Raw genomic sequence first — 4,902 nt, 5'->3', positions numbered from 1 at the left:
CTGGGCGACGACCATGCCGTTGTAGCCCATGTAGGTCGCGTTGTCGACCACCACGCGCTCCAGCGGGAGCTGCGTGCCGTTGGCCCAGATCTTCGTGATGTAGCCGCCCTCGGTGATGTGGGCGTGGCCCTTCACGAACACCGTGCTGCTCGGCTGGTCGATTTCGACATAGCTGCCGTTGGACACGTTGAACGGGGCGTCGAGCGTGACATCGATCTTGTAGTTCGCGCGCTTGGTCTCCATCTCGCTCCTGGAGGGGCTGTAGCCCCACACGAACTCGTCCTTGCGGTACACGGCCACGTAGGGGTTCAGAGGAGCAACGTTAAAGTCCAAGTCTCCGGCGTCCTTGCTTATGCAGGGCATGCCCGGGTAGTCGGCGTAGTCGCCGTTCGCCTTGCTGTGCGGCATCCAGCTCCAGTCGCCGGGGTTGGCCGTGAGGGGCGACCCGACTTTGTCTTCGTCGGAGACCCAGTACCAGGTGCCGTCGTCGTTGCAGTAGAGTTTCTTGTTCTGCGGCGCCACGTCGAGCGGGTCGTCCTGGCCGGGTGCGCGGATGCGGGCCACGAACAGCACGTCCACGCGGAAGCGGCTCGAGCTCTTGATGACGGTGGGGCCCAGCGGGATGGGGAAGTACCACTGCCATGTGCCGGTTGCCGCGTCGTAGGTGTCCTCGATCTTTACGGGGCGCACGTGGCGGAACCCGAGGTTCAACACCTCCAAGGTTGTTGCGTCGCAGGCCTTGTTGAAGCCTGCCTCGTCGTATGCCTGGCAGATGTCGGTACGGATGGCAACGTCGTCGTAGAGGTCGTCGTCGCCGCGCATGAACATGCGCACGGTGAGGCTGTCGAAGGGTCTTGCCTCGTTATTGAAAATATTTACGTTGATGGCGGGTTTTCCACTCCAGGAATACTGGTAGGTGTACACGCTGAAGTCGTACTGCGTCACAGGCGTGGTGAACTTCAGCATGGCGCCCGTTTCTTCGTTTACGTTCGTGTACTGTCCGTTGCTTTCCACCGCGAAGTAGTAGGTCGTCTTTTCCTTCAGCCCGCCGATTTTCACGTAGTGGAACTTGGTCGGGATGCCCGAGATGTCGGCGTTGCCGGCTCCCGTATTATGGGCGTATTCGTTCAGGTTTGTATGCGGGATAGTGTCCCAGTAGAGTTTCGATTCGTATTCGCCGTTCGGGGTGTACCACATGATTTCGGCGCTGTCCGCGCTCACGTTGCATACGGTCACGTTCTTGATTTCGGCGCTTTCGATGGTGTTGAGCGTCGTGAAGCTGAACGGGGTCTTCGTGCTGTCGACCATGTACTTCGTGGAGATGCTGTCCGAGTTATAGGCGTTGATGCCGCCCGCGTAGAAGTAGTACGTGGTGCCCGGTTCCAGGTTGCGCAGGATGATTTCGTGCGAGACACCGGAAACGTCGTTGTCGGGCTTGGCCGTCATGTTCATCCCGAGCGGGTCCTCGGTCTTGCCGTAGTTGATGAGCGCCGTGCCGCGGGTATCGAGCTTTACCACCACGATGGCGGAGTCCATGCTCACGTGACGGATTTCCACCTGCATTTTCGGGGGGCGGGAGCGGTCAATTTTCTGGGAAGCGAGGCTTACGCTACTAACGAGCGTTGCAGCTGCGTCAATACAGACTTCCGACATTTCGTAGTATTCCCAGTTGCGCTGTCCGTTCTTACCCATAGTCACACTGAGTGAAGGTGGAACGCCGCCATAGAGGGCGCCTACGGGCGGTTTATACTTGTAGCCTGCGCCCGGCATGTTCTTGCCTTCGGGGTTGGCAGCGCGGTGGTGCGGGTGCGCGTCGTTCTTGTCACCGACGCCCATGATAAAGGAAATGTCCCACGGGTTCACGCCCAGCAGGTAGTTCAGCTGGTTGATTCCGAATTGCTTTGCTTCGGCGGCTTTCCAGTTCGGGGTTCCCATGATGGGGAGCGCGATGCCTTGCTTTTCGATGTCAGCTGCCACGTCTGCGTAGGCGAGCACTTCAAAAATGTCTCCTGCGCGGTATCTGTTGTAAATCCATTCTTGGTCCGTGAGCATGGTATACCAGGTCTTGTCGTATGTCACCTGGCTCTGTTTCCAGACATTGGGAACCGTGGGGAAAACGAATGTTTCTGGTGTTTCTCCGTAGGCACTCATATCGCCGAGGTTCGCAATCATGTCCGCAATACAGTCTTCGATAGCGTTCAACCATTCCGTTTCGCTCAGGCCGTAGACCGTTGTTGCCTTCGTCTTGTCGGCAAGGATCAGCTTGTAGAGGGCGTAGAGTGCATAGGAGTAGGCATTTGCCCATCCGGTGTTCTTGACATCCTTGAAGAAGCCCTTGTTGTTGGTGACGAACCACCCGCCATCGAAGAATCCGGCACCGGTAGTATATTCCTGGCCTTGGACCAGGTTCTTGGTACGGATCATATCGTCGGCGTATTCTTTTTCTCCGGTCGCATAGAGGAGCGCAACCGAGGCGAGAGCCATGTCGTCGTAGAATTCGTTGTTGCCGTTATAGGCTGGGCTAGACCAGCCGGCCGCTTTCTTGTTGTGTGTGAAGGTCTTGCCTTGGGCAAGTTCTTTTGCGAACTTGTACATGTCCCTGGCTACCATTAGGCAGCTATCGGCAAAGGGTTTGTTGTATTCGGCATACAACTTGCCAACGATGGCGAGGCCTGCCGCCGTTTCGCCACCGATGTTTGAACCGATTTCGCCAAGGCGGACTGTGCGCGATGCGGGGCCTCCGCGGTCAGTTGCCGATGCAGAGTTGTCGACAGGGAGCTTGTCTTGGTTTTCAGGGCGTCCCCACCAACCGTGGTCACTTCCGAAGTTACCCACGGAAAGGGCCATGTCGTCGATGACGCCATTAGCGCGTTTGTAGGCACGCAGTACAAAGTCGGCGCCGTGTTTTGCTTCGCGGAGCATGTCGGGGATACCATCGGTATTGACCGTTTCCCCTTGGTTGTAAGCATAAACGTCATCGTCAGCGTCGGCGTTCGTTGCTGCCATCACTGCTGCGACCATGAAGGCGTACATCTGGGTCTGGGATTCCTTCAGATGGTCTCCGCAGTCGTAGTAGCCGCCTTCAAGTGTTCCGGCAAGGGCTTCATTGAAAGGTCCACGGACATCGTCTGCACCTTCAGTAACTGGTCCGCCACCATCCTTGGTATGGCTTGCCGGGTGGAACCAGGATTCTCCATTACCGCTACGGTTGATGCCGTAGAACTTGAGTGCAGCATCTTTCACCATGGAATAAACTTTTTCACTGATGATGAATGTGCTCGAAATATCGTTGCCCACCTTGATGCGCAGGCGGGTATCGGTGGGCAGGGACATGTTGCCTAGTTGGCCAATCTGTATCGTGCCCGCCGGGCCAGTTATTTTAACGGAATAGCGATCCTTATTGTTAGTAGCGGCATTAGTGCCGGCATTGATTATCCAGGAAGACGATGCGGATTTGCCGCTTGAAGTAAGGGTTCCTGTGGCTGCGGGGGAGAGAGAGTTGCCGTCTGCGTCCACGACTTCGAAGGTGGTGGCGGAACCGACGTAGTAGAACTGTTTTTCGGGGTCGCTTTCGAGATAGCCCGCCTGGTTCACGCGAATAGGTGATATGCGGTAGTTGAGAGCATCTAGGTAGGCTTGGTCTAGAGTATCGGGGATAAGTTCGTTAGGAGCGTACGCGGCCGGCGTACGGTTTTTCGGAAGGGGGTTCCTTGGAATGGGGTCTGGGACAAAGTGGTTGAATACGGTACTGTCCCACGTAAGTGGCCAAACCGGACGAATCAGGTCGTACGGTGTAGGCTGTTCTTGTTCTGCCGCCAAGATGCCGACAGTTGCGAGCAATACAGTTACCCAGAGTTTTTTAATAGGCATGCCGCCTCCTTATATAAACCTAAAAAACAGGACTCCATACCAGAGTCCTCATCAAACCACATTAACCCAATTATAAAATAGATTTATTATGGAAAATCGTTAATGACAACATGCCGAAAAAACAAAAAAATACGCATTTTCGACATAAATTAGAACGTATTCCCCTGAATATCACACTTTTTTGCAAAAAAAGATGTCGGAGAAAATCCTCCGATGTTTGTGTGTAAATTAAAGTTTACGCATGGTGAGCGAGCCTCTGAAACGATGAACTGGCGGACTCTCCAGCGATTAGAAAAGGCTCGTGCTAAACGAGCCTTTGCAGTGAAAGTGAGCGCATTCCGGAGTGATTTAATTCCAGAACATGGCGCGAACGGTCGCATCCGTGAACAACAAGCGACCGATATTAATCGGTCGCGGTTGACGCTTTCAGCGTCCGCGGCTGCACTCGGTCATATATACGAAACTTGAAACTTTAGTTTCGTAGTTGAGTTATCCTCTTTGGGGAAAATTATGCAAGCATAATTTTGCGACACTCGTTTTGCACGCTTTTGTGAGAGTGAGCGCATGCCAGAGTAATTTAACTCCAGAACATAGTGCGAACGGTCTCTTAATCCCCGGTGAAGATGATCACGAGGACAGAGGCGACGAACAGAGCGGACACCACGAGGAATTCCCACGGATTTTCCATGATGGTGGTCTTAGCAGAACCCATGGAAGCGGCTTCCTTCTTCTGCTGTTCTTCGGCCTTGGCCTTTGCTTCAGCTTCGGCGGCCTTCTTGTCGGCTTCAGCCTTGGCGAGAGCGGCGCTGTCGACCGGGGCTTCTTCCTTCTTGGCTTCAAGAACTTCAGTTTCGGCCTTTGCTTCTTCGGCAGGAGCGGCTTCAGCGGCAGGAGCAGCTTCGGCAGCAGCTTCAGCGGCGGGGGCGGCTTCAGCAGGAGCAGCCTCGGCAGTGGCTTCAGCGGCAGGAGCGGCTTCGGCAGCGGGGGCAGCTTCAGCAGGAGCAGCTTCGGCGGCCGGTGCAGCTTCAGCGG

General features: G+C 55.3%; 2 protein-coding genes. Both read right to left on the bottom strand.

From position 1 onward, the window contains the following. Nucleotides 1-3,870 (bottom strand): glycoside hydrolase family 9 protein (locus tag IK012_RS13320; protein WP_290955411.1); only part of this gene is annotated, 3,870 nt, incomplete at its 3' end. A 607-nt stretch (nucleotides 3,871-4,477) separates the two neighbouring features. Next, a partial coding sequence (locus IK012_RS13315) for a hypothetical protein (protein ID WP_290955410.1) occupies nucleotides 4,478-4,902 on the bottom strand: 425 nt, incomplete at its 5' end.

The organism is Fibrobacter sp. (assembly GCF_017551775.1).
GTDB lineage: Bacteria > Fibrobacterota > Fibrobacteria > Fibrobacterales > Fibrobacteraceae > Fibrobacter.
Note: the sequence above shows the minus strand (reverse complement) of the source record. Positions and strands in the feature narration are given on the sequence as shown.